Origin of the sequence: Pseudanabaena sp. BC1403, from assembly GCF_002914585.1 — a bacterium.
Taxonomy (GTDB): domain Bacteria; phylum Cyanobacteriota; class Cyanobacteriia; order Pseudanabaenales; family Pseudanabaenaceae; genus Pseudanabaena.
Genome location: NZ_PDDM01000041.1, coordinates 1 through 25,346, shown reverse-complemented (window position 1 = coordinate 25,346; position 25,346 = coordinate 1). Strand labels below are relative to the sequence as shown.

The following is a 25,346-nucleotide window of genomic DNA, read 5'->3' as shown; positions in this document are numbered from 1 at the left end:
AAAGAGATTTTCTCTCTAAAAGTAGCTTTGCTTTATCGGAGCAATATTTTTCAAAATGCCATGGGTTCTATTGTCCTTGCTCAAGAGCAGCCTCGATCTCTTCAAGCTTTTTCTGGAGGATTGCGCGTATATCAATTAGTTGTTGAGGTTCTATATTAGTGAGATTAATTTTAGAAAGTTTTTCTACACTGCGATTTATAGCTATAAACTCCTTGGATGAAACGTTATTTTCTTCTAAATATTTTGATTTGACTTGAGATATAAGTTCTCTTGTCTTGGCGACTGTCAAATCCTCTTGGATTACCTGTTCTGTTGTTTGAATGCGTTCTTTAGTCGCTTTTGCTTCGGAGATTTTTAGTGTTTTGGCTGATAGTACTGAAAGTGCCAAAGCATGTGCGCCTTTAAGGCCTTGTTCTCTGATTGCTTGTTTTAGATCACTGGGTAGTGAAAGCATGGGCATAAGGTTTGCCTTGACTGAAGTAGGGTTTAGAGCCAAATCGAGTAATGCTAAAAGTAGCTTCTCTTCATCGTCACTAACATCTAGATTTTGCAGTCCCGTCTTTTGTTCTTCTTGGGTAACTGTAACTAGATTTGTGAGCTGACTGGCTTGTTTTTGTCTTTCTAAACGCCTTAACACAGTTGAGAGGAGGGTTAATATTCCCTCAGTACTCATACTTGTGATACTTGAGACTTCTTTGAGAATTGCTTCAGCCTTGTCTAGAGGGTTAAGATCTTCATGATGAATGAAAGTAAGTAAAGATCTACGATGCAGGTCATTGGGCATGATGGCAATGACCGATCTCAATGTTTTCCAGCCCAAGATTTTTGCCGCTTCCCAACGGCGTTGTCCATCCAATAGTAGATAGGTTTCATCCTGGGGGATAACGATTAATGGGGTAATCTGACCATCTTTTTCCATGCTTCGTGCAATGGTTTGAATGCTTTCATTGGTTATGGTCTGCCGAGGTTGATTGGGGTTTGCTTGGATCTTTTTTACTTCAATATCTTTTTCACCTGACTGTTCTTTTAGCTCTATTCTTAGCGCTTCGATCTGTTTTTCTAATGCTGGAGACTGCGAAGATCGGAGCTTTTCAATTTCTGTTTGCAGTTCGGCAATGCGCTGGGCTTGGTCAGTTGCCTGAATTGCACCTGTAAATCTTTGTGAAATTGCTGGAATCTTACCCATTAGATTTTTGCTCCTGCCTTGACTAGTTTAATGATGTCTTCTGCGATCACCTGAAAATCACTGCAAGCAGGATGGTTTGGGCGATATTTTTGTAGTGGTAAACCGTTAGCACTTGAGTTCTTAAACTCCGATGAATCGCGTATATGTGGATATAGCTTGATTCTTAATTGCTCGGTTATTTCTGGCAACTGTTGGAGATATTGACGATGGATCGCCCGACTGCTGTCATAGAGACTTGGCACTAGTCCAAATATTTGAGGACGGGGATCGAGCTTTAGTTCGTCGCAAATAGCTATCGTCCATTCCACTAAATCTGCAACTCCAGAGATTGATTTCATCTCTAGTTGAATTGGAACGAGTAATCCTGTACTTGCTGCGATCGCATTTTCACAAATCATCCCCATTGTCGCTGGACAATCTAATATCACTACATCATGTCTGAGTGGGTGGCTCTTTAAGCGATCGGCTAGTGCATATTCCCCTCGGCGACGAATCACTAGATCGTCTGCTAGTTTAGCCATACTGGGATGCCCTTGGCAGACTTCGATATTGGGATGTCCCCATGCGGGAACTAACGCCCAGTTGCCTGTGAATTCTTTGGAGAGCACTCCAACAATGGAGTGCTCTAAATCGGTAGATGGTAAACCACAGAAAACATCAAGTGCGCGTTGGGGATCTAGATCGATTAATCCCACTGAGATGTGATGCTTGGCTAGCTCGTATGCTAAATGCACAGCAAGTGTGGATTTTCCGACTCCGCCTGCATTTGCAATGATTCCTATGACTATTTGTTCTTTTGGCATATTAATGTTTTGAAGTCGTATTTTAAAATACGACAGGTTATTAGGGTGATGATGGAATAGAGCTTTTAGGAGTAGCAGCGATCACTGTCGTGTTTTATTCTGAGATTTGACTTTGGAGGTAGTTGCTAATTACTAGTTATATGTTTGTCGTATTTTGAAATACGACAGGTGGTTATTAGATTCTGATGCTGCTGATCGGTTGGTTAAATACTCGATGTGGTTCTTTTGTACGAGTGCGTAGCGTGTTACAAGTGACGATTGATATATTATCAGAGGTTTAAAGCAATTTACTGTCAAGATTATAGTTGTTCCAAACTATTTCAAAAAAACTACAATCAATAAATTTTGGGATAGTGTTGCTTAGTAACACTTCCCAAAATTTATTGATGGGGATTTTAAGCAAAGTTCCGTAAGTTTAGTAACGATCGCCATAACGGAAGTTATAGTCTTTAAATTAACCAATCCAAATTTTCCTTGAATCATAAAACCATCCTTTTTGCACTAACTTGAAATCACCCAAAAGCAGCCCCAGCCAAATCTCTACTATTGGCAATTGCAAAGCCATTTGTAAATCTTGTAAGCATATTGGAGAAGAATTATTAGCAATACAACGCGCGATCGCCTCAATCCAAGCTGAAACATTCTCAGTGTGAGCAGTACTAATCGCTTGTTCAAACTCCTCCTCCAAGCTAAGCAAACTTTCCTGTTCTAAAGCTTGAATCAAGACCTCTTTATCAATTGCGCCAACAATCGAAATACCATTTTTTTCATATTCTGGAGACTTTCTAGATAAACTCTGCAAAGGCTCAATGAACTGATCAAAATCCACCACCATAGACTGACGCACATAACGATCAAAAGCATCATCAGCCATGATCGGCTCCCCATTAGCTGTACGAGAATGTAACTCCTCAAATAAAAAGCTAGAGCGATCGCAAAACAAATCAGCAATCTGACAAACCGCTTCTCCTGCTATTCGTAACTGCGATCGCGTATCAAGATCAACCAGAGTCAGATCTAAAAGCTCAAACACACTTGGCAAATTAGCATCTTCAGGAGTTTGCCTCGCAGTCGAAAGGACATCCCATAAATCCAACTCAAGCTGTTTAACTTTCATTGTCACACCGAAAATTAATTTGAATGACAAGGGCAAGGACGCAAAGGACAAAGCCAAGGATCGAGACGTTCTTGGCTAGCAAATTTCTTAATCCCATAATTTGACTCTAGCAAAACCAATACCTTCTGCACATAAGTATGCACTTGTGTTGCCACCATTCCCGCACAATGAATTGGTGGAATTGCCGCGAACTTTTCTTGTCCTTTCCAAACTTGAGCCGCGATAGCATGAATTGGTGTATCTGTTCCCGACTGTCGATAAACAACTAACACCGCCCAAAAAATCGAGGCGAATTCATCAATATTCACAACTAAATCTTGATCAGTATCAACCCGTTGACGAGAACGAATTAGATTACGGCGATCGCGATGACGGACATAGGAACGACGACTATAGCAAACCGTAGGATTCCAACAGCGATCGCCATCATTGCCATGAAGCTCTTGAGCCTGAGTCGCCGAAAGCATTGCACACTTCTTACATTTCTCTGGAATACTTTTAGTCATATTTAGGACAGAAATAACCTAATAGAAATCGCTAAGGCTTCCTCAGATGTGAGGTTTAAGCTCAGTTAGCGTATGCTAGGAAACAAGTGTGTTATGAATACATATTGTTATATACAGCTAAAAGCCTACCAATCGTTAACTATATCTTGCACTACTGAATCTATGCTCCGATCTATTTTTGAAACCTGTGTACCACGCGATGAGGTGCTTGGCGGTAACTTATCAGAGGATGTATTTGCTGCAAAATTAAAGCAAGTGGTGGATGGTAATGCGCCCTTAGTTTATCAAGATCCAAATACTTTTTTTGCGAATACTTTTCCGACAAATGGACTCAAGACTCTTATATCTGAAGTATTTGGACGTTTAACAGGTGCAGACACTGGTTCGCCTGTAATTCGCTTAGAAACCAGTTTTGGAGGAGGTAAGACCCACGATGAAATAGCGATTTGGCATATTGCGAAAAATGGAAGACTAATAAGCGGGTTAGATAGATTTGTAAATGACATTACAATTATTCCAGATCGCCCGATCCAAGTAGCGGCGATCGCCTGTCAAGATCTTGACCCTGTAAATGGTGTATTGCATGAAGAGTCAGGGATAAGAGTACATACACTGTGGGGTGAAATCGCTTATCAAATTGGCGGGGTAGAAGGCTATAGCTTGCTTAGAGGTTCGGATGAGCAGAAAGTTAGCCCAGGAACAGTTGTCATCGAAAAGCTGACCAAAAAAGAACCGACGGTAATCATTCTTGATGAAATTGCTCAATATTTGCGTCGTGCTAAAGCGATCGCAGTGGGAAAAAGCGATCTATCTGAACAAGTCGTTGCATTTCTATTTACACTGATGGACTTAACGGCAGCCTGTAACAACATTGTATTTGTCTACACTCTAGCTTCGATATCCGATACCTTTGGCGCAGAAACCAACGATCTAAAGGAAGCATTGCAAACGTCGGCTCGACAAGAAAGGGTACTTAGTCCCAGCACAGATATAGAAATTTACAACATTGTTAAGCAGAGGATTTTTCAAAGTATTAACGATAAAGCTGCTGATATTGCGGCAAAGGATTATTTAAGCGTTTATAAATCCAGTCGCCTAAATCTACCTGATGGGTGCAAAGATGCGAACCATGCTCAAGTATTGCAGTCCAGCTATCCATTTTCGCCAGAATTGTTTGACTTACTAACCAAAAAAATTGCATCGATTCCCAATTTTCAGCGTACAAGAGGGGCGTTGCGACTACTTGCAATGGTGGTAAGGCATCTCTGGCAAGATATGTCGGTATGGATACCGATGATTCATCCACATCATATTCCCATTGGTTTAGATGAAGGTGTGACCAGTGAATTTACGTCACGATTAGAGCGTCCATTGATGCGAAGCCCAATTCAGGCAGATATTTTTAATACTGATGGGAAACTTGCCCATGCCCAAATACACGATCAAGAGTGGGAGGCAGCAGGTAAGTCGCCCTTTGCGACATGGGTAGCGAGAACAATCTTCTTGCATTCCATTAATCAAGGTACTTCCGCAGGTATCCGCCGAGCCGAGCTAAATTTAGCTTTGCTGATGCCTACGGTTGAGATTAGTTATATTGAACCTGTGTTAGATCGATTAACGAGCGTGGCATGGTATCTGGATATCGATCCGATTACGACGATCGCACGTTTTAAAGAAGAACCATCGATCAATAAAATTATTGCGGAAGAGAAAGAGCAGATTGGTAATCTTACAGCGAAAGACCATCTGCGATCGCGTCGCGATAGTATTTTTGCCAACAAAGTCTTTACCTTAGTTGCTAGTCCTGAAAGTTCGGGAGATGTTGACGATAAACCTGATGATATTGCTCTCTGTGTAATTGACTTTGACCAAGGAACCGTGAATGCTTCAACCGATGTTGCACCTAATCTAGTTGAGCAAATCTTTAATAACACTGGAGAGTCTGGTAAGTTCCGCACATTTCGGAATCGGTTGCTTTTCTTGGTGGCAAATAAGCAGGAATTAGATCGGGCGATCGACATTACTAAGGAGCATCTTGCCATTCAAAACATTTTGAAGTCACCAAATCGCCAAGAGGACTTATCAGAAAATCAGCGTAAGCAATTGCGTGAAAGAGGTGGTATCAAAGACCTAGATGTAAGAGTTGCCTTAACAAATACCTATCGCCATCTTTTTTATCCAACTAACGATCCAGTCAAAGCACCGAAAGGATTGCTCCATTTCACTTTACCTGCGGAGTCATCAAGTGATGTCAAAGGCAATAAAAACCAACAGGATGTGATTCTCAAGTCTTTAAAGGATTGTCAAAAAATTCGTTTAGAAGATGCGGGAGCATTTGCACCTGCTTACATTCTGCAAAAGGTTTGGTTAGCAGGAATAGAGCATTGGACAACAAGAGCCTTAAAAGAAGAATTTGCCAAAAATCTAGGATTACAGATGTTGCTTGATGCGGATATTCCCAAACTAAGAGAAACCGTCCGTAAAGGTATACAGGAAGGTCAATGGGATTTAAAAGTTGGTGCTAAGGTTTATATTCGTGGTGATGATGGTAAGTTGCCAAGTCTACCAGACACAATTGAATTTTCCGATCGCATGGAATTATATCGGCGTGGTATTCTCAAGCCACCTGAGCCGCGTGTGATCGAGTTGTCTGCTCAGGTGATGCCCAGTAGTGAATTAGCAAAAACTGTTAATTTACGGTGGCGATCGCAAGGTGCTTTATCAGTAAGGATTTATCAAGATGGGATATTGATCGCTGGTGAATTTTTACCATCGGACAATCATCAGGTGCAAATTAGTCAAACCACGAATTTTAAAATTGTGGCTGACTATGGCAATGGGGAAACCGCAGAGCAGGAAACTAGAGCCGCGATCGTTTCCTATGAAACTCCAACTGGCAAGGGTTCAGCGACAAATGGACATGATGCACCTTCAATTTTTGAAGTAAAGCCTGAAACGATTGATCTGTCTGGAACTGTCAATGCTGCGTTTGCAGGATTTAGCGATCGCTGTTCTGATTACAAGGTTAAAAACATTCAGAGGATCGAAATCACGGTGGATCAAGTGATGGACTATCGCAAGATTACGACATCTTTCCCGTTGCTCGGTAAACTGACCTTTGAGATTGACCAGAAGGCAACGATTCAGATGGACAAGCAGTTTGTGCGTTTAGATTATCAAGGTGGATTGCGTGGTTTTCAAGGTTTCTTGAATCCTGTTAATGCTCTTTTAAATACTGAGGGAGTTAGAGCTAATGTGAGTCTCAAGCTAACATTTACATTTGAACCTGCGATCGCCACTGATGGTAATGAGTTGGTAATCTTACAACAAGCTTTACTGCGTAATCCTGTCGATCGCCTATCTCTAACAGCGAGGGTAAGTTACTAATGCAAGAGTTTCAACTAAGAGTTGTACCCACAGATAACAATAATTTTGCCTTAGAGCTATACCAATGTGCTTATAAGCAAGCAGGTGAGAAAAAGCGCCCTGCGGCAAAGCGAATCGGTAAGCTCAAGGGTAATGCGTTGGTGCTGACTAGACAGGCGATCTATGCAGCATTGAAAGCAAATAAGTACGATCCAAAAACTTTGAAATGCGATCGCCAAGCGCCCTATGTCCTTGATGAAGAGTCAGGGGTGAGTTTGGCTTTGCTATTTCAAACGGTGCAGCCGCTGTCGAAGGAGGATCGGATCGCTAATATTGCCAGTGGTGTGACCGCAATGAGTAATGAGGAGGCGCATTATTGGTTTGCTAAGGTGTCCAACGGAAATAAAGGCAATGCGTTGAAGGCAATTCGGATATTATTGGGTAGTTAACTAGAAAAAATCTAATTATTATGACTAAATACATCAGAAAATCTTATAAAGGAAGTGATTCTTCCTACCCCGTTTCTAAGGATATGGTTTTTATGTCAGATATTGCTGATGTTCCTGATTCCAGAGAATTAAGAGAAAAGCTTTCCAAACTTGGTTTAAATGAAGAAAGTATAGAGAAATATAATCTTGCAGATCTTAAAAAGAGCTATGCAAAATTAGAAGATTTCCAATCTGATCCAAATAATTTTTCAGATCTCAACATTCCTCTGACCGTATTTCGTAAAAAGCCAAAGATTTATATCTCTTCGAGATTTTTCGAGTTAGAAAGATTGATTTTAGATCGAATTAACTTATTGAGCATAGAAGAGATTCGTTTAATTCAAGAGCAATTCAACGAATCTCCAGAGAATACATATATAAACGCACAAACTTTTAACCAAACGGTAAAATCTCTTGAAGATTTGATAGAGAACCAGAAATTACTTGGTGAGTTCTATACAAATAGAAACTCTTTTGAGCAAGAGATAAAACGACGCGAGTTGGACTTACAGGAGAAGGAGATAGAAAATAATAATAAAATGAAATACTTGGATAGAATTTTAGCCAAGGAGTCCGTAGCTACGTTAATAGGAGCGTTAATTATAGTTCTGATAATTGGATTTCAACTGTTAGGAATTTTCTGTGATAAAGCAAAAACCCCTGAGATACTCAACAATACATTACTTATTGTACTAGGATTCTTCTTTGGTCAATCTAGCAATAAGGGGAAAGGAGAGAATGACTAAAATGCTTATGCATGATAAATCCATGTACTAATTTTCTGAGGTCAAAATTATGATTGCTTTATCTGATTATCACAAGCTATCGCCCGATGAATATTTTGAATGGGAAGCTAGGCAAGAAATTCGTTACGAATATATCAACGGCGATGTATTTGCGATGGCGGGTGGAACGATCGCTCATAGTATGGTGGCGGCGAATTTGATTTCTTTGCTGCGTCCGCATTTGCGTGGGAAAAACTGTCGTGTACTGGGTTCTGATGCAAAGGTCGGAATTTCGCCTAGTGGAGAGTTTTTCTATCCTGACCTATTAGTGACCTGTGACGATCGAGATCGCAAGTCTGCTAAGGCGGTATTTTATCCCAAGCTGATTATTGAGGTGTTGTCACCTAGTACGGAGGCATACAATCGCGGTGGTAAGTTTGCCCGTTATCGACAGTTATCCAGCTTGAGTGAATATGTTTTGGTTGGCTCAGAAAGTATTGGTGTTGAGGCTTTTCGGCTTAACGATCGGGGCAAGTGGGAGTTAACACCCTATGGAGAAGGTGATTTGGTGCAGTTTGCCAGCATTGATTTTGAATGCGCGATCGCTGCAATTTACGAAGATGTGGAGTTTTAATAATACTTGCCAATCAATTACTCATAAATACCCATAGCAATCTGTACGCCTTTTAGCACCTGCTGGAGCAACTGACTATCAATACTGCCGTAAGGACCACGTTCTAGATAACTTTTCTGCACAGTGGTAATTAGATCGCCCATCGTTACTGAGGCTTTCTCTAATCCGCCTGTACCAGCAGGGATGAGAATGCGGCAAGGATTACCTGCTGAGGCGGTAATATCTGATGAAAATGGCACGACTAGAACCGTTGAGGCATGGCGATTGCGGATATCTACAGAGACAACAAGAACGGGGCGTTTTTTGGTGTCACCTGCTTGCTTTAGTGCTTTGGCTAAATAGATTGTGCCTTGCTGCGGGAAATCACTCATAATTGCTAAGATCCCTCATTTTCCCAACTAGCGATCGCTTTATCTTGGGTTGCTTGCGCCCATTGTTCTTCTTCTTGAAGGCTATGGGAATTACGATTTGTATAGAATCTTTGCAGTTGGGCTTCAATTTGTTGCCTATGCCATAAATGTAAAGCTTCTTCGATCGCCGCCGAGCGATTTTGCGATAGCCGATCTACTGCACTGAGTAATTTGGCATCAATGGTGACTGTAACGCGCTGCTTTCCTTGTAATTGATTCATAAGGGCAGAGGAAAAATAAAAAAATCTTTAGATTTACTTGTCTTGCATATTTTATCATATAATTTATCATACTTTTTGTAATATTCTCATGACCGATCGCAAACCAGTTTTTATCGAAAAGATTATGCCTGTGAAGCTGCTGAATGAGCAGGTTTACTATGAAAATGGGGGCAATCCGTTTAAGGGTTTGCATCGGTGGTATTCGCGGAAGCCGTTGTCATTTAGTCGGGCGAGTGTGTTGGGTTCGCTGTTGCCTGCGGATGTCAGCATGGAGGAGTTTGAGTATTTGCTAGGCTTGGATATGGCTAGGGCAAATGAAAATGAGACTGAGAAAAATAATCGCCATCAACGCACAAGGTTATATAAAACGCCGCCAAGTCCTGAGCGGGTGAAGCGGGTGCACGAGCTTTGTGAACAGATGTGGGGGGATAGGACTCCTACGGTGTTGGATGCGTTTGCGGGTGGTGGGTCGATACCTTTTGAGGCGGCGCGATATGGGTTGCGGGTGTTTGCATCTGACTTGAATCCTGTGGCGGTGGTGACGATGAAGGCGGCGATCTCATTTCCGTTACAGTTTGGGGCGGCGTTGCAGGAGGATATTGATAAGTGGGTGAAGTGGGTTGGTGATGAGGCGGAGAAGCGGCTAAGTGAGTTTTTCCCGTCTCAGGATGGGGAGAAGGTGCAAAATTATCTTTGGGCGCATACTGTGGTTTGTCCGAGTTGTCAGTCAGTTGTGCCGCTTAGTCCGAATTGGTGGCTAAGTAAAACGAGTAATTATGCTGGAAAAGATCAAGCGAGAAAGGTTACAAGTGATTGGTATGCGGTTAAACCGATTCCGAATCTTGCAGAAAAAAAGGTTGATTTTGAATTAATTAAGGGTAAAAAGGGTAAAGGTAGTTCTATTCAAACGTCTAACGGTGATTATGATCCTGATGACTTTCCTACAATTGCTAGAGGTGTTGGGAAATGTCCAAATTGTGACTTAGTTATTGACGATCAAATAATTAAAACTCATCTGCAATCCGATAAACCGATACATCAGCTTTATGCTGTGGCGTTTAAACGAGGGAAAGGAGGCTTAGAATTTAGAATTCCGAACAAAACAGATTTAGACGGATGGAATTTGGCAGAAGTAGCTATTAAACATAAAATCGAAAATGCTCAAAATCAACTAATTCCATTTGAAAATATTGTTAATGATCATGGACAAATTTTAAATTACTGTACAGAATGGAAAGATGTTTTTAATCCTCGTCAGCTTTTGACTTTGGTGACTTATGTTGAGATTATCAATGAGGCTAAGGAAAAGATTAGAGAGGAATTGGGGGGAGAAAAATTACAAGCGATCTCTACTTATTTAACTTTAGTTTTGAGCCGATGTGCTGATGCTTCTTCTCGATTAGCACATTGGAGCGCTACAACTTCTCAAATTCAATTAGCAAGTGGTCAACATGCTCTCAATTTAATGTGGAATTATCCTGAACCATGTGGGATAAATCGATTATGGTTTTGGTGTGTTGATGTAATAACAAACAAATATCAAGATCTTTGCGATTTACTTGGGACAAAAATAAATTCATCAAGCTTTCAAGAATTAGACAACCATACCGAAAAAAAATTTCAAATTGATTCAGCTTCAGCTGATAATCTCTTTCATCTAGCCGATAACAGTATTGACGTAGTTGTTACCGATCCGCCCTATTACGGAACAATTCCCTATGCAGATTTAGCTGATTTTTTCTATGTTTGGCAAAAGCGCACACTAGGCGATATTTTCCCCGATTTATTTTGGATGGAACTCACCGACAAAGATCGCGAGGCTGTCGCCAATCCCTCTCGCTTTCGAGACATGGGAGTCAGCCCAAAAGAACTCGCAGATCGCGACTATGAAGCCAAAATGCAAAGCGCCTTCGGTGAATATTACCGAGTTCTCAAAGACAACGGCGTAATGACCGTGCAGTTTAATCACAAAGACTCAGGCGCATGGGATGTTCTCGCCCAATCTCTGATCGTCGCAGGATTTGAAATCACCGCAAGCTGGGCAGTCAGTACCGAAAACCCGCAAAACCTGCACCAAGCCCAGAAAAATAGCGTTTCTAGTACCGTCCTGCTCATTTGCCGCAAACGCGACCCCAATGCAGACCAAGCATGGTGGGATGACCTCCGCCCCGAAGTCGCCAACCTAGTCGAACAACGCGCCCCCGAATTTGAAGCCAATGAAATTCAAGGCATTGACCTTTATCTCAGCGCCTTTGGTCCCGCCCTCAATGTCTTCTCTCGCAACTATCCCATCCTCGACAGCACAGGCGAAGAAGTTCGCCCCGAAGTAGCCTTTGCCGAAGCCCGAAAAGCTGTAGCCAATTATCGTTTTCGCAAACTTGCCCAAACCGACACCGCAGGATTTGACCCACTGACACAATGGTATTTCCTCGCTTGGGATGCCTTCCAAGCCCGTGAATTTCCCTTTGATGATGCCCGTCAGCTTGCCCTCGCCGTTGGTGGCTTCAATGTCGCCGACCTCGGTAAAACCTACAAACTCCTCGACATCAAAAGCGGCACTTGCAAACTCCTCAGCCCCGATCAACGCTACAAAAAACACGCTTTCTCACTCGTTGACAATGAGTTTTCCGCACGTTACCTCATTGATGGACTGCACGCGATTATCGCCATCTACCTCGAAGAACAAACCATCGAACCCGTCCGTCGCTTCATGAAAGCTACAGGCTTACTCAGTAATGAGATGTTTATGCGATCATGGGAAGTAGCCCTGCGCGTCATCCCTCACATCAGCGATCCGCGCAAACGCATCCCCGAAGAAAAAGCCCTTGCTGACCTGTGGCTAGCTATGGATGAGATTAAAGCCAAAGTTAGTTACGTGCAGCCAGAAATTGACTTTACAGGCGGTCAGATGGGGTTAGATTTTGATACAACAGAAGTAGAGGAGGACTAGGGAAAATGGAAATTCAGTTACATGATATGGTCGTCCTAGCCAGCAATATTCGCACCAAGCAATTTATGGGCGATCGCTGGGTCTTATTAAGGCGTGGACAAGTAGGCACAGTAGTTGAAGAATACGAGGATGGTAAAGCCTTTGAGGTTGAATTTTCAGGCACAGATGGACAAGCTTTTGCAATGATAACTGTTAAAGCAGAGCAACTAATTTCACTACACTATGAGCCGCTTGAGCTAGATTTAGCCAGCTAATTGACTAATCTTTTCGTTGAGATCAGGAAAGATTTACGACTATCTTAGAAAAGTAGTTGTCTTTATTTAGATAAATCAGGAGTATCTTAAAAATGCCAAAATCTATATCCAAAATACCCAAATCAAAGAAGAAAAGCTTTTCTAGTTTCAGTATGTCTGAAGCATATAAACAGCTTGGTATCAAAACTCTAATGCCTTGGACATTTCCCATAGAACCGCTTGCGCCCAGTGATTTTTTTATTCAACACCTAGAAAGATTGCATCGTAAATTTGACCTTAATTCCTACGAAGAATCTAAGAAACTTTTGATCGATGCTTTTTGTGATGAAGCACTCGAAGGAGTTGAAAGTCTTAAAATCTGGAAAGGTGGCAAAATTGAAAGTGATGTTCTAATTGGTAACGCTGATTATGTAATTGCCGAAAAAAAGGATTATTTAGAAGCTCCATTTGCTTGTGTAGTCGAGGCAAAAAAAGACGATTTTGAGCAGGGATTAGCCCAATGCTTAGTAGAAATGCAAGCTTGCCAATGGCAAAATAAGCAACTTGGCAGAGCGATCGACGTGTTGGGCATAGTTACCAATGGTGAAGGCTGGAAATATTACAAATTAGACAGTCAAAATATGGTTCACGAAACTTCTTTATACGCGATTAATGATATGGCGATCGTGTTGGGAGCATTGCACTACATTTTCCAAGAGTGCGAGAAAAACCTAGCCCTATGAGTAAAAAACTAAGCGATCGCCAGTGGAAAATCGGATATGGCAGTGATGAAGATAACTTAATCACTGACTTCTATATTCCTGCCCTCGAATGCGCCCTGCAATACGATCGCAAAGCAGGATTTTTCAATAGCAGCATTCTCAGTCGCGTAGCTAGAGGCATTGGTGCATTACTCGAAAATCAAGGCAGAATGCGCCTAATCATGGGCTGTCAGTTCTCACCCGAAGACTTGCAGGCAGTCCAACAGGGTTACGCCCTGCGTGATGCTTTGACTACTCGCCTAGATACTGAACTCACCCCACCGAGCAACTTTGCCCAACTCAAGCATTTTGAAATCCTTAGTTGGTTAATTCAAAATGAATATCTTGATATTCGCATTGCCATACCACTCAAGCCAAGCGGTCAACCTGACTCATCCGAGCGAGTTCTCGATCCGCAACATCTCTTTCACGAAAAGGTAGGTATTATCTCTGACGCGAATGGGGATTGTCTTGCTTTTAATGGCTCTAACAATGAGTCAATCGGGGGCTGGCAAGCCAATCGCGAATCGTTTCATGTCTTCTTTTCATGGGATGGCGGTAGAGATTTACAACGGGTACAACATGAAAGCGATCGCTTTGAACGTCTATGGAAAGATGAACTTCCCAATGTGCGCGTGTTTGAAATCCCCACAGCCGTAAAACAAAAGCTATTACGCTATGCTCCAACCCAAAAGCCAGATTGGAATCGACAAGCTGAATTTGATGATCGTGCGATCGCACCAAAGCCAGAAATATTAAACTTGCCTACTGAAGAACCGACACCACCACCTCAAATAGAAATCCAAATCTCTCAAGAAGAAATACAAGCGGAACGCGCACAATTTATTCAACTTGCAAATATTCATAACCATGAAGGTTGTTTAGACTTCTCAGTAAAATCAATTCCCGTCAAGCCTTGGGCGCACCAAATGAAAATCTTGCGGCGTATGGCTGCTGAGTTTCCCCGCAATGCCCTAATTGCCGATGAAGTTGGCTTAGGTAAAACCATTGAGACGGGTTTAGTATTGCGTTACTTACTGCTGTCAAGAAAAGTGAAACGGGTTTTAATCTTGGCTCCTGCTAGCGTTCAACCGCAATGGCAAGAAGAAATGCGAGAAAAATTTAACTTGCATTTCTGGTCGTATGGCAAAAATGAACTTATCGATCCTTACAAACAATCAGTCACAGTTACTGGTAATCCTTGGAATCAGCAAAACCTAGTCCTTGCCTCTAGTCATTTGGTGCGGCGTAAAGAGCGAATGCAAGAGTTACTAGACTCCGAACCTTGGGACTTAGTAGTACTGGACGAAGCACACCATGCAAGGCGTAAAAGCCCTCAAAACCGTAAGGACACTCCTAACTGTCTACTCGAATTAATGGCTCAACTTAGAGCGCATACCCTAGCTCTATTACTTCTTTCGGCTACCCCAATGCAGATCGACGCGGTGGAAATGTTTGACCTTATTAAATTGCTTGGTTTAAAAGGTCATTGGGAATTTGCTGATGCTTTTTGTGATTACTTTGCGACCCTATCCGAACCCGCCGACAAGCATAATCTCAACTTTTGGCAAACCATGTCTGTTGATTACTTTGCCAATGGCGGAAAACCTTGCAGTAAGATTCAGCAAGCATTAGAGACTAGCGATCGCCTGTTGTCATATCAAATTGAAGATGTTTGGCAGACTGGTCAAAAAATAACTAACCCACAAAAATATCTAGCTGACGATAATTTCATCAGTGAATCGAAAAAGTTTCTTGCAGCCAATACTCCAATCAAAGACCTGATGTTTCGCCATACTCGCGACACCTTGCGTGAATATTACAAACGTGGCTTCTTAGATAAATCTGTACCAACGCGAGAGGTATTTGATAACGCAATTACCCTAGAACCAGAACGGGAAGCCCATTTATATCGTGAAGTCAGCGATTATGTACGTCATTTTTACCGTCTCGCTCAAAAGGAAAACCGCAAAGCATTGGGATTTCTGATGACGCTATATCGCAAGCGCTTGACCAGTTCTTTTTATGCGATCGAGAAATCTTTACAACGGAGACTAGAGTATCTATTGACTCAACAAGGTAGCCTGTTTGGAGAAGATGACCTTGGAGATTTAGACGATGCCGATGATGCGATTATCGAAGGTTTAGAGTCCTACATGGAGCCTATCGATCCTAAAGAAATTGAATATCTTCAAGACTTATTGCAGCAATTTGATAACACTGGTGAAGATACCAAACGTTCTGAATTTATTAAAAAACTACGTCAAGAATCTTTAGAGCGTGATAGTGCGATCTTCTTTACGCAATACACCGACACGATGGACTATTTACGCGATACCTTGATTCAGCTATATGGCTCACAGGTTGCTTGTTATTCGGGGCGTGGTGGTGAACTCAACCGCGATGGCACATGGCAGATTGTCAAAAAAGAAGAAATCAAAAGGCGATTTCGTGATGGAGAAATCAAACTCTTACTTTGCACTGAGTCAGCCAGTGAGGGACTAAACTTGCAAACCTGCGGCGTATTATTTAACTACGATATGCCTTGGAATCCCATGCGTGTAGAGCAACGTATTGGCAGAATCGATCGCATCGGTCAAAAATTTGCAACGGTTAGAATCCACAACTTTTATTACGATGGCACAGTAGAAGCTAAGGTCTATCTCAAATTACGCGATCGCATCAAAGCATTTAAAAACGTTGTCGGAAATTTACAGCCTATACTTGCTCGCGTACCTACTTTTATTGAAAAAGCGGTAATGAGTGCAGACCCACTCGAAGAAGATGTCTTACTATCAGAATTTTTTGAGGCTCCTGATGCTCCATCCATACAACTGGCACTTGATGAAGCTGTGGCAATGGATGTCGAAGCCGATCTTATGGAATTGCGTAAACCCATACCGCGATCGCCCTTTGATGCAGAAGCGATCGAGCAAATGTTTACGCGATCGCTGCTACTGCAAAAATCTGGAATCACCTTTGAGGATTTAGGAGACAAGGTTTGGACAATGCAATTCCAGCAAAAGTCTTATCAGGTTACTTTCCATCCTGATACCTTTGACGAGCAACCATCTTTGCGATTGATGACCTTTGGCGATCCATTATTTGAATCAACTCTATTCAAAACTTTAGAGGATAAATAACCATGACCCCACCACCCCAACCCCAACCCCAACTCGATCGCACCCCAATCACCCTAGAACAATATGAAGCCTACACACCCGAAAAACTAGAGCTATGGGACGGCTTCTATGACTACGGCGACCCAGATGATTTCAAAGGCTTTTACCTTGCGATACTCACAAATATGGGTCTACGCGCCGCCGTTAGCCATGTCCCGATCGCACAATGGTTAGCCGCCATCCAAGAGGTAGCTTTGCAAAATCCCAAGCTTGACAATGCTTTGCGCGATCGGCTAGTGCGAGCGATCGCTGAGTTGAATGCAGTTACTGAGTGTTTGGAGGAGTAATGAAACTATTATTTAAGTTGATTGGGACAATCTTAAAGCTGGGAGTCTATGCCTGTATCTTTCTGACACCAGTTCTAGGGGTATGGCTTGCATCTTCCCTTGCAGCATTCTCTAATCGTTCCACTTTGCTATCGGTCATCGCAGGGGTATTTCTGTTTCCAGTCTTACCTTTGCTATGGGAGCTTTGGTCAAGTTACAAGCGGCGCAAATTGGGTAAGTCAAGCGAACAGACATTAACTTGGGGCGATCGCCTAACTATCCGAACTTTGGTGATTAACTTTGTAGCGATCTCAGGACTATTAGCATGGCAACCAAGTACTAGCTTCATAGCTCTTTCAACAAGAGGGGACTGGATGCTAGGGGCGATGCAAGGGCAACATATAGAGGTCACGCGACAAAGCCTATTCAAAATCGCAGGGGGATTGGAGTGGCTTTATAACGCATTAAACAAAAATCCCTATGAGCAATATGACGATGGCAGTAACAAGATCAAGCCAGAACCACAACCTAATCGGAAACCAATTGACCTTAATCCAAGCAAAAATGCATGGGCATGGGACGGACAGGGTTTGCACCCTGCGATCGTCAATATGCAAGCAAATGTGGAGACGAGCATTGATTCTGTTGCTAAATACATTGTCAGTAAAGAATCTGATCCAGTTTTGCGTGTGAAAGCCTTACATGACTACGTTGCCGATCGCATTGCCTATGATGCTGAGTCATACTTTGCTGGTGTATATCCGCCACAGGATGCGGAGACAGTGTTTCGCACTCGTAAATCAGTTTGTGCGGGTTATGCCCAGTTGCTAGAAGCACTAGGTAAAGCGGCGGGAGTAGAGATTGTCTATGTAGTTGGTGATGCACGTACCCAAACTAGCGATTTAAGCGGTCAAGGTCATGCATGGAATGGGGTTAAGGTTAATGGTCAATGGTACTTAATCGATCCAACTTGGGATAGTGGCTATGTTAGCCGTGAGAAAGGCTTTATCAAAAACTATCGCACCGAATATTTAATGCCACCACCAGAAGTAATTGGCATTACCCATTTCCCCAAAGATCCAGCATGGCAATTACGTGCTAATCCAATTAACCAAGGTGAGTTTCTACGTCAGCCGATGATGCGTCCTAAGTTCTTTGCCGATGGATTGTCACTGATTAGCCCACAGCGATCGCAAGTGGATACTAAAACCGATGCAGTGATTAATCTTGCCAACCCTCAGAAACGCTGGATCTTGGCTAGTTACAGACCTAAAGGTAGTAGTGGTTCTCAGAATTGTGGTCAACCTGTTCAGGATAGCCAAATTTCTTGTCCTCTTCCTAATTCTGGAAGCTATGAGGTCAGTTTATTTACTTCAACTGAGGCTGGAGGCAATTTCAGGTATGTGGGGAGATTAGAGTTCAATAAAACTTAGCTGCACTTGCTATAGCAAGTGCATAGGAGAAAAATTATTTTTAACATAATGCGCGATCGCTACTTTACAGTCCATTTCCAATCAAGATAAAGGCTGACCAGTAGAAGGGATGGGAAAGTTGTGTTTCTTGGTTAGTTGGTACTGTACCCACAATCCTAATACCTGTACCCCGATCGCTAATATTGCCTTTTTTATTACTGCGAATCATCGTAATCTGTGCTTGACGCAAAGCTTCGGATGAGGAAATGTTTTTCTGGCTGAGGTTTTTGTATAGTGCTTGCATTAGTTCGCTTGTGCCATTGTCGCTGACTTTCCAGAGCGAGGCGATCGCTGCGCCTGCACCGCGATTTTGAATCTGATAGCCTAAGCCGAGAATCTCGATGCCATTGCCAAGTTTGCCACCGATCGCGGTTTCACAGGCACTAAGTACGACTAAGGCGACGTTGGTTAATGACCAATTTCCAATATCAGAGATCGTAGCTTTGTCGCCATCGCCAAAGACGATAAATGAATCTTCGGGTTTACCGATCGCAAAGTAGCCATGAGTTGCTAGATGGACAATGTTATTGCGCTGCATATTGGGGATGGTGGCGGCTTTGTTGAATTGTTGGTCGATGAAGGTGGTGGTGTTGGGCAAGAGGGCAGCGATCGCTTCGACTTCGGTTTTGGTGGCGGGTAAGGCTCCGAAGGGAATCGAGCGATCGCCGAGTTTGATATTTTGGCTATTGGTGGCGGCGGCGGCGAGGACTTTGGGTGGTTTGTAGGTGCGGGGGCGGAGGTTGGTGAGGGAGCTGGCGGTGATGTTGTTGATGCGATAGCGTTCGATTAGCCATTGGTTGCCGTCATGGAGGGCAGCGAGGGGAATATAGCGCAGTTGTCCGTCGGGGGAATAGATGATGGTTTGGATGTTTGCGTCTTTTAGTTCTTTCTCAAAGGGTTTGAGCAGGTAGTTATAGAGTTTTTGTCCATCGGCTTGGACATCGGAGGAGGATGGATCGCGTAGGTTGCTGAGAAAGTCGGAGATGTCTTTGTTGAGGTCTTCGCGTTTGATGTTGACGGTTTTGCGGATGGGGACGGTGTTGGCGGTGATCAGGATTAGTTCGAGGCGATCTTCGAGGATGAGTGGATAGAAGACGACAGCATTTTTGATTTCAGCAAGGCTTGCCCGTAGTCTGTTGTATTCTTCAAGATCGACGTTTTTGGCTTTTTCGAGGGTGAGTTGTTTGATTTGTTTTTGGACTTCGGGGCTGTTGAGGAAGGCGTTGAATTGGGCGTTGCGATCGCTTTCTTGATTTGTTAAGTAGGCAAGTCTTTGTTCTTGTTCTTTGGTGAGGGGGTCGAGTTGTTGGAGTTTGGCGAGTTCGTTACCGAGGGCGATGATGTTTTGTTCGGGTGGTTGGTAGTCGGCTTGCTTGGCGCTGTCGCCGACATCGGCGGAGCGGAAGTAGTCGCTGAGTTCTTGGACTTTGAGGAGGTCGAGGATTTGTTGGGCTTCGAGGATGCGGTCTTGTCTGAGGAGTAAGTCGGCGAGGGCGCGATAGTCTTTTTCGATGGTGGCGAGGTAGGATTTTTGTTCTGTTTGGCTGAGTCCTTTGATGTCTTTGCGAATGCTTTCGCGCACGTTGACAGATTGTTTGTAGAAGAGAATTGCGAGTTCGGGTTGTTTTTGTTGGGCGAATAGTCTACCTAGATTACTGAGCGTTGTTCCTTCATTACCTCGATCGCCGATTTGCTTTGTGATCGCTAAGGACTGCTGAAAGAAATCAATGGCTCTCTGGTACTGTTCGAGATTGTTGTATGCACCACCCAGATTATTGAGAGACGTTGCTTCACCATTGCGATCGCCGATTTGCTTTTGGATTGCTAAGGATTGCTGAAAGAAATCAATCGCTTTCTGGTACTGTCTGAGACTGTTGTATGCAGCACCCAGATTACCGAGAGACGTTGCTTCACCATTGCGATCGCCGATTTGCTTGAAGATCGCAAAGGATTGCTCGTAGAAATCAATTGCTTTCTGGTACTGTCCGAGACTGTTGTATGCACCTCCCAGATTATTGAGAGACGTTGCTTCACCATTGCGATCGCCGATTTGCTTAAAGATTGCTAAGGATTGCTGAAAGAAATCAATCGCCTTCTGATATTGTCCGAGACTATCGTATGCAGCACCCAGATTATTGAGAGACCTTGCTTCACCATTGCGATCGCCGATTTGCTCTCGGATCGCCAAGGACTGCTGATAGAGATCAATTGCTTTCTGGTACTGTCCGAGACTGTCGTATGCAAGACCCAGATTATTGAGTGACGTTGCTTCACCATTGCGATCGCCGATTTGCTTTTGGATCGCTAAGGACTGCTGATAGAGATCAATTGCTTTCTGGTACTGTCCGAGATTTTTGTATGCAGCACCCAGATTATTGAGAGACGCTGCTTCACCATTGCGATTGCCGATTTGCTTTTGGATTGCTAAGGATTGCTGATAGAAATCAATCGCTTTCTGGTACTGTCCGAGACTGCCGTATGCACTTCCCAGATTGTTGAGAGCCCCCGCTTCACCATTGCCATCGCCGATTTGCTTTAGGATCGCCAAGGACTGCTGATAGAGATCAATCGCTTTTTGGTACTGTCCGAGATTTTTGTATGCGCTCCCCAGATTATTAAGTGACGTTGCTTCACCATTGCGATCGCCGATTTGCTTTCGGATCGCCAAGGACTGCTGATGGAAATCAATCGCCTTCTGATATTGTCCGAGACTATCGTATGCAGCACCCAGATTATTGAGAGACCTTGCTTCACCATTGCGATCGCCGATTTGCTCTCGGATCGCCAAGGACTGCTGATAGAGATCAATTGCTTTCTGGTACTGTCCGAGACTGTCGTATGCAAGACCCAGATTATTGAGTGACGTTGCTTCACCATTGCGATCGCCGATTTGCTTTTGGATCGCTAAGGACTGCTGATAGAGATCAATTGCTTTCTGGTACTGTCCGAGATTTTTGTATGCAGCACCCAGATTATTGAGAGACGCTGCTTCACCATTGCGATTGCCGATTTGCTTTTGGATTGCTAAGGATTGCTGATAGAAATCAATCGCTTTCTGGTACTGTCCGAGACTGCCGTATGCACTTCCCAGATTGTTGAGAGCCCCCGCTTCACCATTGCCATCGCCGATTTGCTTTAGGATCGCCAAGGACTGCTGATAGAGATCAATCGCTTTTTGGTACTGTCCGAGATTTTTGTATGCGCTCCCCAGATTATTAAGTGACGTTGCTTCACCATTGCGATCGCCGATTTGCTTTCGGATCGCCAAGGACTGCTGATGGAAATCAATCGCCTTCTGATATTGTCCGAGACTATCGTATGCAGCACCCAGATTATTGAGAGACCTTGCTTCACCATTGCGATCGCCGATTTGCTTTCGGATCGCCAAGGACTGCTGATAGAGATCAATAGCTCTCTGGTACTGTCCGAGATTTTTGTATGCACCCCCCAGACTATTGAGAGACGCTGCTTCACCATTGCGATTTTTAATCTCGCGATAGATTCCTAGAGCTGATTCCAATACTTGAATAGCTTCTCGATAACGACTGGCTCGAAGTAACTGAATGCCTTGCTGAATTAGCCGATCTGCTTCTGCTTTGCGATCTTGTGTTGTTTGAGCAGAAACAGGTTGTAGAAAATATAAAGCAGAAAGAGGAACTGGGGCAATAGCTAAAACCAACGTTGCAAGGACACCACTTGTCAGAGATCCAAAACTAAACGATTTCAGACTCATCTTCGCGATCCTCCTCACAGGCTGCTGATTTTCAGACATATTACTAGAGATTGCCTTGCACATAATCACATCGCCTCGACCGAGTATTAACAAACTTACCAATATCTAGCTATTTCGTCACCCGACCATATGCAGTTTTTAAGGCAAAGGAAAAAATTATCGTAGTGGCGAAGCATTTTGTTGGTATGTTGTGGGCGATCTTTATCAAATCAACCCTAATAATCTTCTAACAAGTATAAGTTAGGCGTAAGTATTGGTTTTGCTATACTCCAATAACTAAGTATGTTAAACCTAAAAATTATGCTAGTTGAATCAAACTTTACGAAAATCTTAGAAGCTGCCGACCAACTTCTGATTGAAGATCAAGAAGACTTAATTAAGATTCTTCAAAATCGCCTTCGCGATCGCAGAAGAGCAGAATTAATCAAAGAAGTTCAGGAAGCTCAACGTGAATTTGCACTTGGTCAATGCCAGCCCACAACACCTGATCAGCTAATGCAGGAGCTTCTATCATGAAGTTCATCTTGCTGCGTTCAAACACATTTGTAAGATCAGCTAAGAAATTCCTCAAGAAACATCCAGAAATAGCTCCAAGTCTTCAAAACACCCTAGAATTGCTATCCATAGAACCATTTCATCCTCGATTAAGGACACATAAATTAAAAGGAGAATTTCAGGACTCTTGGGCTTGTAGTGGTGGATATGACCTCAGAATTATCTTCAAGTTCGTAGAGCATGAAGGATTACAAGCAATTCTTTTAGAGACAGTAGGCACTCATGATGAGGTTTATTAACCGCATTACCGCAACGATCCATGCATATCACCTCAATCAGCGATCAGTAATGCTACTCCTAAACCCCACAACTTTTTGCATATGCTCCAAACCCTCAGAGAGATAAACTGACGAAACCTAGTGAGGAACATCAACGATGAAACGGATCATATCTAGCCTTTGCTTTGCAGGATGCCTCTGGACAACCGCCATCCTTCCCATCGAAATTACCAAACAAGCGATCGCCCCTAGCCAAGCCCAAGAGACCACCCCAACCGCCAAAAACGACAGCGAACTTTATTACCTCTACTACGGACAAAAAATCTCCCTGCGTCAGCGCGACAACGCGATCGCCGTTGCCTTTAATACTACAAGAGACATTCCACGCGGCGGTTCCTTTAGTGAAATGCTCCAGCGTGACTTGAGTGGCAATAACACCCGCGAACTCACCCTCACTCCTCAACCCGCCAAACCTGAAGTCGAAGTCAAAGCCATAGGCGATCGCTATGCCCTAATCGAATTTTCGGCGGAAACTAGTGACCAAGAACGGAAGGAAATTACCCGTAAAGCCGAAACCAGATCCTATGTTGCATCGACTCTGCCTGTCCTCAATCGTAATGACAGTAAAGACAATAGCGAAACCATTGTCCTTCCCAATGAAATTACCGTCAGCTTTGAGCCGAAACTCACCTCTAGCCAAGTTCAACTGATTCTCAATCGCAACAACTTAGAAATTGTGCGCCCGCTTCGGTTTACCCAAAACCGTTACATCGTGCGATCGCGATCGGCAACGGGAACCGATATTCTCACCGCCTCCAATCAACTCAATGGCATCACAGGCGTGAAATCGGCAACCCCTAACTTTGTGCAGACGCTCTCCTATAAATTCCAAGAGCAACGCGCAGGTAAAATCAACTTCTCTCAAGAATCCGATGCGGCTAAGTATCTCCAAAAACTGCGATCGCGCTACATTCTCGCGAATAACGGCACATTCTTTAGCAATCTACTACCTCTGCAATGGCATCTCAACAGCACACCCCAACGCGGCAGCTATTCATCACGCATCGACCTTCGTGCTACGGAAGCATGGAAAAATAGTAAGGGTGGGGATGGAGTGGTCGTGGCTGTCATCGATAGCCTGATCCAGTGGGATCATCCCGATTTGATTGGCAATGTTTACAACACCGCCAACGTTAAAGATAAGCTTCCCAATGAAGTTAGCGGTTGGGACTTCACAGGTAAAAATGGTGGCGATCCTGATACGCGCATCAGCAAAGAAGAAGTCGCAAAATTGCGGGCTGATTTCCAAAGTACCTTTCAACTGTCGAATGCCCAATTGAACAAACGTTACGAACAATGGGCGCGTGTTCTCAAATCCAGTAATCCTAAAAGTTCTGAAGCTGCGATCGCTACTATCATTCGCAACTATATTCGTGGTGATATCGCTTCTGAGTTTCATGGCACATGGTCGGCGGGAGTCATTGCCGCCCACTCTAAAAACGGTGAGGGTATTTTTGGCGTTGCACCTAATGCGAAGATTTTACCCGTGCGGGTATTTGGCTTAAATGGCGAGATTTCTAGCACTAATCTGGTTGAGGCGGTTGGCTATGCCAGCGATCGCGGCGCACAGGTGATCAACATGAGCCTCGGTGGTCTGCTTCCCGATCAAGAACTGACTGACCAAATCTTCCAAATCCTAGACAACAACCCTAATTTAGTCATCGTCGCCTCCGCAGGTAATGAGAGCCTTGATGGTGTCGGCTTCCCTTCCGCGATTCCAGGGGTTTTGTCTGTCGGCTCCACAAATATCACTGGCAATCGTTCTTTTTATAGTAGCTTTGGTGGTCGTTTGGATGTGGTTGCTCCTGGAGGTGAAACCAATCAAAATGCATTGGGCGGTATTCTCACCACAGGCGGCACATGGGTTTCGGGCTTTTGGGACAAGGCGGAATCACCAAAATACACATGGGAACCTGCGCTCGATCCTTTGGGTAAATATGTGCGCGTACAGGGAACTTCTTTCTCTGCGCCCAATGTGGCGGGAGTCGTGGCGCTGATGCGTGGTGAGAATGCGAATATTAATCGCGAAAATCTGATTGCAATTCTCAAGCGTACTTCTAGTTATGAAGGTTTGGAAATCTCTTCATCTGATGCCAATAAATACCGTTTGCAAGCTGCGATCGGCTTTAGTACAGTAAAGGACTTTCCCTTTGTGCGTCCGTCAGGGATTTACACCGCACCCACACCGATTTCGGCGATGCAGTATTACTTTGGTAGTGGGTTAGTCAATGCTGAGGCAGCAGTCAAAGCTGTCCAGTAAAAAGAAAAAGGCGGCGCATCGCGCCGCCTTTTTCTTTTTGGGATTTTCTGTCTATGTTTTGATTTACTAAGCCCCCTAAATCCCCCAATTCTGGGGGACTTTGAAAGATGGTTAGGAATGAAAAATAAATAACTTGTGCAAATTAGGATAAGCTCAGACAAAGAGAAAAAAGGAATAATTTTGGGTTATTACAGCGAAGA

The 25,346-nt window shown here is 43.5% G+C and carries 20 protein-coding genes; 13 read left to right on the top strand and 7 right to left on the bottom strand.

The annotated features are described in order from the left end of the window. Nucleotides 1-67 precede the first annotated feature (67 nt). The 4 genes from CQ839_RS23070 to CQ839_RS23055 form a co-directional block, all read right to left on the bottom strand. Nucleotides 68-1,186 (bottom strand): ParB/RepB/Spo0J family partition protein, encoded by a 1,119-nt coding sequence (locus CQ839_RS23070; RefSeq protein WP_103670649.1) that lies wholly within the window; start codon nt 1,184-1,186, stop codon nt 68-70. After that, nucleotides 1,186-1,989 (bottom strand): ParA family protein, encoded by an 804-nt coding sequence (locus CQ839_RS23065; RefSeq protein WP_103670648.1) that lies wholly within the window; start codon nt 1,987-1,989, stop codon nt 1,186-1,188. Before CQ839_RS23065 ends, CQ839_RS23070 begins: the two co-directional genes overlap by 1 nt. Nucleotides 1,990-2,443: 454 nt before the next feature. Continuing rightward, entirely contained in the window at nt 2,444-3,106 is a 663-nt protein-coding gene (locus CQ839_RS23060) for a hypothetical protein (protein ID WP_103670647.1), read from the bottom strand. A 14-nt stretch (nt 3,107-3,120) separates the two neighbouring features. Continuing rightward, nucleotides 3,121-3,573, bottom strand: a complete 453-nt coding sequence (locus CQ839_RS23055; RefSeq protein ID WP_258040851.1) for a hypothetical protein — start codon at nt 3,571-3,573, stop codon at nt 3,121-3,123. Nucleotides 3,574-3,774: 201 nt separating this feature from the next. On the opposite strand from CQ839_RS23055, the gene CQ839_RS23050 reads away from it, so the two are divergent. Genes CQ839_RS23050 through CQ839_RS23035 form a run of 4 tightly spaced genes read left to right on the top strand, consistent with a single transcriptional unit; the run spans nt 3,775 to nt 8,825 of the window. After that, nucleotides 3,775-6,999, top strand: a complete 3,225-nt coding sequence (locus CQ839_RS23050; protein WP_103670645.1) for an ATP-binding protein — start codon at nt 3,775-3,777, stop codon at nt 6,997-6,999. Further along, nucleotides 6,999-7,427, top strand: a complete 429-nt coding sequence (locus tag CQ839_RS23045; RefSeq protein ID WP_103670644.1) for a hypothetical protein — start codon at nt 6,999-7,001, stop codon at nt 7,425-7,427. Before CQ839_RS23050 ends, CQ839_RS23045 begins: the two co-directional genes overlap by 1 nt. Before the next feature lie 20 nt (nt 7,428-7,447). Beyond that, on the top strand, nt 7,448-8,212 hold the full coding sequence (locus CQ839_RS23040) for a hypothetical protein (RefSeq protein WP_103670643.1): 765 nt from the start codon (nt 7,448-7,450) through the stop codon (nt 8,210-8,212). A gap of 49 nt (nt 8,213-8,261) precedes the next feature. Next, a complete protein-coding gene (locus CQ839_RS23035) occupies nt 8,262-8,825 on the top strand; it encodes a Uma2 family endonuclease (RefSeq protein WP_103670642.1) in 564 nt (187 codons plus the stop codon). Nucleotides 8,826-8,842: 17 nt separating this feature from the next. Here CQ839_RS23035 and CQ839_RS23030 read toward each other — a convergent pair whose 3' ends face one another. Both CQ839_RS23030 and CQ839_RS23025 read right to left on the bottom strand, forming a co-directional pair. Continuing rightward, nucleotides 8,843-9,196, bottom strand: a complete 354-nt coding sequence (locus tag CQ839_RS23030) for a type II toxin-antitoxin system PemK/MazF family toxin (RefSeq protein WP_103670641.1) — start codon at nt 9,194-9,196, stop codon at nt 8,843-8,845. Nucleotides 9,197-9,201: 5 nt separating this feature from the next. Next, nucleotides 9,202-9,456 (bottom strand): ribbon-helix-helix domain-containing protein, encoded by a 255-nt coding sequence (locus CQ839_RS23025; RefSeq protein ID WP_103670640.1) that lies wholly within the window; start codon nt 9,454-9,456, stop codon nt 9,202-9,204. Nucleotides 9,457-9,544: 88 nt separating this feature from the next. Here CQ839_RS23025 and CQ839_RS23020 point away from each other — a divergent pair, with 88 nt between their 5' ends. The 6 genes from CQ839_RS23020 (at nt 9,545) to CQ839_RS22995 (ending at nt 18,281) form a co-directional block, all read left to right on the top strand. Continuing rightward, nucleotides 9,545-12,406, top strand: coding sequence for a DUF1156 domain-containing protein (locus tag CQ839_RS23020; protein ID WP_219817841.1), 2,862 nt, complete (start codon nt 9,545-9,547; stop codon nt 12,404-12,406). A gap of 5 nt (nt 12,407-12,411) precedes the next feature. Beyond that, nucleotides 12,412-12,660 carry a DUF4926 domain-containing protein gene (locus tag CQ839_RS23015; protein ID WP_103670639.1) on the top strand — a complete coding sequence of 83 codons (249 nt, stop codon included), beginning with the start codon at nt 12,412-12,414 and terminating at the stop codon, nt 12,658-12,660. Between the two features lie 152 nt (nt 12,661-12,812). Then, the gene (locus CQ839_RS23010) at nt 12,813-13,382 is read left to right on the top strand and encodes a hypothetical protein (protein WP_258040850.1); all 570 of its coding nucleotides are present in this window, start codon (nt 12,813-12,815) and stop codon (nt 13,380-13,382) included. Further along, on the top strand, nt 13,379-16,543 hold the full coding sequence (locus CQ839_RS23005) for a helicase-related protein (protein WP_103670637.1): 3,165 nt from the start codon (nt 13,379-13,381) through the stop codon (nt 16,541-16,543). Before CQ839_RS23010 ends, CQ839_RS23005 begins: the two co-directional genes overlap by 4 nt. A 2-nt stretch (nt 16,544-16,545) precedes the next feature. Then, nucleotides 16,546-16,869 carry a hypothetical protein gene (locus tag CQ839_RS23000; protein ID WP_103670636.1) on the top strand — a complete coding sequence of 108 codons (324 nt, stop codon included), beginning with the start codon at nt 16,546-16,548 and terminating at the stop codon, nt 16,867-16,869. Beyond that, on the top strand, nt 16,869-18,281 hold the full coding sequence (locus CQ839_RS22995) for a transglutaminase domain-containing protein (protein ID WP_103670635.1): 1,413 nt from the start codon (nt 16,869-16,871) through the stop codon (nt 18,279-18,281). Before CQ839_RS23000 ends, CQ839_RS22995 begins: the two co-directional genes overlap by 1 nt. Nucleotides 18,282-18,345: 64 nt before the next feature. Here the strand turns inward: CQ839_RS22995 and CQ839_RS22990 are convergent, their stop codons facing one another. Continuing rightward, nucleotides 18,346-22,092, bottom strand: coding sequence for a tetratricopeptide repeat protein (locus CQ839_RS22990; protein WP_181016311.1), 3,747 nt, complete (start codon nt 22,090-22,092; stop codon nt 18,346-18,348). A 261-nt stretch (nt 22,093-22,353) separates the two neighbouring features. On the opposite strand from CQ839_RS22990, the gene CQ839_RS22985 reads away from it, so the two are divergent. The 3 genes from CQ839_RS22985 to CQ839_RS22975 all read left to right on the top strand — a co-directional run bounded on the left by CQ839_RS22985 (nt 22,354) and on the right by CQ839_RS22975 (nt 25,146). Then, a complete protein-coding gene (locus tag CQ839_RS22985) occupies nt 22,354-22,569 on the top strand; it encodes a hypothetical protein (RefSeq protein ID WP_103670654.1) in 216 nt (71 codons plus the stop codon). Beyond that, on the top strand, nt 22,566-22,847 hold the full coding sequence (locus CQ839_RS22980) for a type II toxin-antitoxin system mRNA interferase toxin, RelE/StbE family (protein WP_103670633.1): 282 nt from the start codon (nt 22,566-22,568) through the stop codon (nt 22,845-22,847). Before CQ839_RS22985 ends, CQ839_RS22980 begins: the two co-directional genes overlap by 4 nt. Nucleotides 22,848-22,983: 136 nt before the next feature. Next, entirely contained in the window at nt 22,984-25,146 is a 2,163-nt protein-coding gene (locus CQ839_RS22975; RefSeq protein WP_103670632.1) for a S8 family serine peptidase, read from the top strand. Nucleotides 25,147-25,346 lie beyond the last annotated feature (200 nt).

Bases quoted from the DNA above. Each gene is read 5' to 3' on its own strand.
- CQ839_RS23035 (WP_103670642.1), top strand. From the start codon at position 8,262: ATGATTGCTTTATCTGATTATCACAAGCTATCGCCCGATGAATATTTT.
- CQ839_RS23020 (WP_219817841.1), top strand. From the start codon at position 9,545: ATGACCGATCGCAAACCAGTTTTTATCGAAAAGATTATGCCTGTGAAG.
- CQ839_RS22990 (WP_181016311.1), bottom strand. From the start codon at position 22,092: ATGTCTGAAAATCAGCAGCCTGTGAGGAGGATCGCGAAGATGAGTCTG.
- CQ839_RS23065 (WP_103670648.1), bottom strand. From the start codon at position 1,989: ATGCCAAAAGAACAAATAGTCATAGGAATCATTGCAAATGCAGGCGGA.
- CQ839_RS23030 (WP_103670641.1), bottom strand. From the start codon at position 9,196: ATGAGTGATTTCCCGCAGCAAGGCACAATCTATTTAGCCAAAGCACTA.
- CQ839_RS23010 (WP_258040850.1), top strand. From the start codon at position 12,813: ATGTCTGAAGCATATAAACAGCTTGGTATCAAAACTCTAATGCCTTGG.
- CQ839_RS23005 (WP_103670637.1), top strand. From the start codon at position 13,379: ATGAGTAAAAAACTAAGCGATCGCCAGTGGAAAATCGGATATGGCAGT.
- CQ839_RS22995 (WP_103670635.1), top strand. From the start codon at position 16,869: ATGAAACTATTATTTAAGTTGATTGGGACAATCTTAAAGCTGGGAGTC.
- CQ839_RS23060 (WP_103670647.1), bottom strand. From the start codon at position 3,106: ATGAAAGTTAAACAGCTTGAGTTGGATTTATGGGATGTCCTTTCGACT.
- CQ839_RS23055 (WP_258040851.1), bottom strand. From the start codon at position 3,573: ATGCTTTCGGCGACTCAGGCTCAAGAGCTTCATGGCAATGATGGCGAT.
- CQ839_RS23070 (WP_103670649.1), bottom strand. From the start codon at position 1,186: ATGGGTAAGATTCCAGCAATTTCACAAAGATTTACAGGTGCAATTCAG.
- CQ839_RS22975 (WP_103670632.1), top strand. From the start codon at position 22,984: ATGAAACGGATCATATCTAGCCTTTGCTTTGCAGGATGCCTCTGGACA.
- CQ839_RS23040 (WP_103670643.1), top strand. From the start codon at position 7,448: ATGACTAAATACATCAGAAAATCTTATAAAGGAAGTGATTCTTCCTAC.
- CQ839_RS23025 (WP_103670640.1), bottom strand. From the start codon at position 9,456: ATGAATCAATTACAAGGAAAGCAGCGCGTTACAGTCACCATTGATGCC.
- CQ839_RS22980 (WP_103670633.1), top strand. From the start codon at position 22,566: ATGAAGTTCATCTTGCTGCGTTCAAACACATTTGTAAGATCAGCTAAG.
- CQ839_RS23015 (WP_103670639.1), top strand. From the start codon at position 12,412: ATGGAAATTCAGTTACATGATATGGTCGTCCTAGCCAGCAATATTCGC.
- CQ839_RS23050 (WP_103670645.1), top strand. From the start codon at position 3,775: ATGCTCCGATCTATTTTTGAAACCTGTGTACCACGCGATGAGGTGCTT.
- CQ839_RS23045 (WP_103670644.1), top strand. From the start codon at position 6,999: ATGCAAGAGTTTCAACTAAGAGTTGTACCCACAGATAACAATAATTTT.
- CQ839_RS22985 (WP_103670654.1), top strand. From the start codon at position 22,354: ATGCTAGTTGAATCAAACTTTACGAAAATCTTAGAAGCTGCCGACCAA.
- CQ839_RS23000 (WP_103670636.1), top strand. From the start codon at position 16,546: ATGACCCCACCACCCCAACCCCAACCCCAACTCGATCGCACCCCAATC.